The organism is Candidatus Ichthyocystis sparus, assembly GCF_900078745.1.
Classification (GTDB): domain Bacteria; phylum Pseudomonadota; class Gammaproteobacteria; order Burkholderiales; family 2013Ark19i; genus Ichthyocystis; species Ichthyocystis sparus.
Window position 1 is genome coordinate 1 of sequence record NZ_FKII01000067.1, and the last position, 3,165, is coordinate 3,165.

Below are 3,165 nucleotides of genomic sequence, written 5' to 3' on the forward strand. Positions count from 1 at the left end.
AGCTCGTTCAGTTAACGAAAGTTTGCCACTCAATATTGGTGAGAGTTGTTTGCTTACAATACTATTGTAAAAATATTCAGCTAATTTATTAACTTTAAAAAGGAGACCTGCAACTACTCGAACACTCTCAGGAGACAGAGTAACGCCAAGTGAACTCAAAACATCCGGATCAATAGTAGAGTATGAAGAAGAAGCAGTACCACACTTCTTGGCAGGAGCCTTACCCTATCCTTGATACCCACTCCCTTACCCACAACAATAGCAGTAGTTGCACAGGCCAAAGAAGCGGTAGCAGGAGTCCCAACTTGCTGCAAACCTACAACAGGAATACCAACACCTGCACAGCACCTTCCCTTCCATTCCCTTCATTACTACCACCACTATCTTCAATCTCTGTAACATCACCAGAGGCAGCTGCACTAGTTACAGATACAGGATACATAACACCTCCTACCTCTTATAATTTCTTATAGTTATCATAATTTGTTGTACGTTATAACATAATTCATAATGATGAAACTCACGCAACATTACAAATAAAAATCGTGCGTTGTTACTTTTCATATACTCACATTACCTACCTTAACTATCATAGCAACAAACAAAGTAAAGTAAGTAAAATAAATCTTTTTTCCTCACCAAGCGCAACCACCATCCAAGTGCGAGGAATTTCGCGATGAACCGCATATGTAGATAACTGTAATGTACGTTCAGAGTACAAAGAGGAAAAACTGCAGTTACTAACTCGTACGACTAGAACTCCAGGAATAAACCCCACCTCCCTACGCAGGGCAACATCAACATTTGAAGCAGTACCAGCAGAAGCTTCAATTAGCAGCAAATCACTACCATAAATACCTACCTGTAGGCACTATCTTCATTACCACCACTACCATCAACGCCCTCTAGGGCATCACTAAAAGCAGCAACATCGGCTGCAAATACATAACACACAAATTCCTATGCTCACTGTTCATATTCGGCATTCGTTATTCTAACATCTTATCATCAACTTACACACCAAGATTAAAAGAAAGAAGTAAGTACAATCACACAACAAAAAGCATACAACATCACAAACATGAAGGGTAGTTCACCACTATTAGATACACTGCTGCGGTATGCGCTGCAATAGCTAACCTGTCACCTCTTTTAATTACTGGAATGGAGCATAATGAACGGTTGATGACAACAACAAAAGTAGAGAGGTAGAGAATTGAACAACTGATTACGATGTAACCAGTGGATCAAAGCTGGTGGAGCGATTCAAAAAAACACCATAAAGTCTTGTATAATTAAAAATATAAGCTCAGGATAAAGAAAAAGAAGATGGTACTAAGAGAACACCTGATTTTTCCCAGTAATCGGCACTTCATCGCAAAAATAACGAACATGTAGTACATAAATGTTGAAGTGGACATAATTATTGATAAAAACTGCTACTAAACAAAAACTCAATACATACGTTAACAAAATTGCAATAATAATTACTCCAAGGACCTCGTAAATATTACGAGATAACCAAGGTGAAAACTAGCAATGCAACTTGGACGTTCTATTACGGTTGACTATAAACTCTATTAGGAACTAGTACCTTCAATACACCATGTGTTATAGAGTCTATGTACTAAGATGAGGAAATCCCATTTTTGAATTTAGATTAGATTATATACAATCGTACACTGATGCTAAAATACATAAAAAAACTCAATGTATCAATGTTATCAAATTATCCATCAACTGGCAGCACCAGTGATGATGACGGTGCTTTTGAATTTCTCTACTCCATAAATATTGTTATAAAAAATTATTGAAGTCAGAGAAAATAACTAGAAAGACTACTACTAACTGCCGCGTGAAAGATTATCCAATAATGGCAATAGAAACCAAAAGAAAGGCGATGATTGGCACTATTAGCTGCTCAGGTGGGGATGCAGGAGTAAAATTAGGACCCATAACAATACAAGCGACTCTGGAGAAAAAAGAGAACAGCATCCTATTCTAATTCAGATAGAGATGAAGATACGAGTAAAACTGAAGGTAAAGATAAAGGATAAAGTAAGCCATTTACTGCCCCCTCCCTAAACTCAGAAACAACACCAACTGTGACTAACTCTCTTAATCAGCTACCGACCGGACAGACAAAAAAGAAAATGAAAAAAGCTCATCTCCTAAAACTCACAACATATAAACATCACCAACCACTATCAATCTAACTTCTCCAGCCAATGATGTTGCAGGAAAGGAGGAAATATCGGCACCTGCTCCCACTCAAATGAAGGCAAAGATGAAGATGCAGATAATTCATCCCCTGAAACTTCCAAATTAGGAACAGTATCATCAGCAGTTGGCACTAAAACAGCATCACTAACAGTCAATAAAGATTCACTAGAGACATTTGACTCAGAAACAGACCTGGTAACAAAAGGCAAAGAGGACCCAGTACCTTCAGGTGATCCTACAAAAGTAGGAGCAGTACCAGCGGTAGACACGCTACCAGATTGATCTCTATAAGAAAACAATGCAACAAATCTAGGAGATTGATCACTACTCTCCTCTAATAGCAACAAGGATCCTAATTGCGTCTTAGATTGGGAATGGGGGCCAGAAGTAGATGGATATGAAGATGCGGGTGTAGGTAATGAAATCGAAGGTGAATGTGAAGTAGCAGTAGTTGATCCACCTACTAAAGCTACAAACTCAGAACAAGCACCATCTCCAGTCGAGACTAAAGCATCATCAATAATATTCGAAGAAGATTTATCAGAAGAAGAACCATAATCCTCCTCTAATAGCAACGAAGACCCTAATTGCTTCTTAGATTTAAAACGGCGCTCAGGTGGTAATGGTTCATGACCTGTAATACCACTTCCTGAATCAGTGCCTACAGCTGTAATCTTACTACTACTTACTGATGTCTTACTTTTATTCATCATATATTTTCGGAAAACCGAAAACGCCGCTACAGGAATATCAGCAACACCGAGGACTCTAATGAGATCTTTACAACTAACATCATTCAATAACCCACATGCTAGTTCAGAACAAGCTTTACCAGTTTCCACAGCCCACCTAGAGTTAAATACGGACCACACTAGATCACGAATAGCACAATCTAGTTTCGATAAAAAATCTACTAAGTTAACTCCATTTAATGACGTTAGC

General features: G+C 38.4%; 3 protein-coding genes. All 3 read right to left on the minus strand.

Annotation, left to right across the window (positions count from 1 at the left end; translation table 11 throughout):
* Nucleotides 1-316 precede the first annotated feature (316 nt).
* On the minus strand, nt 317-442 hold the full coding sequence (locus A6733_RS09715) for a hypothetical protein (protein WP_278183833.1): 126 nt from the start codon (nt 440-442) through the stop codon (nt 317-319).
* 147 nt (nt 443-589) lie between these two features.
* A complete protein-coding gene (locus A6733_RS07185) occupies nt 590-841 on the minus strand; it encodes a hypothetical protein (protein WP_092402592.1) in 252 nt (83 codons plus the stop codon).
* 1,366 nt (nt 842-2,207) lie between these two features.
* A partial coding sequence (locus A6733_RS09055) for a hypothetical protein (RefSeq protein ID WP_176696789.1) occupies nt 2,208-3,165 on the minus strand: 958 nt, incomplete at its 5' end.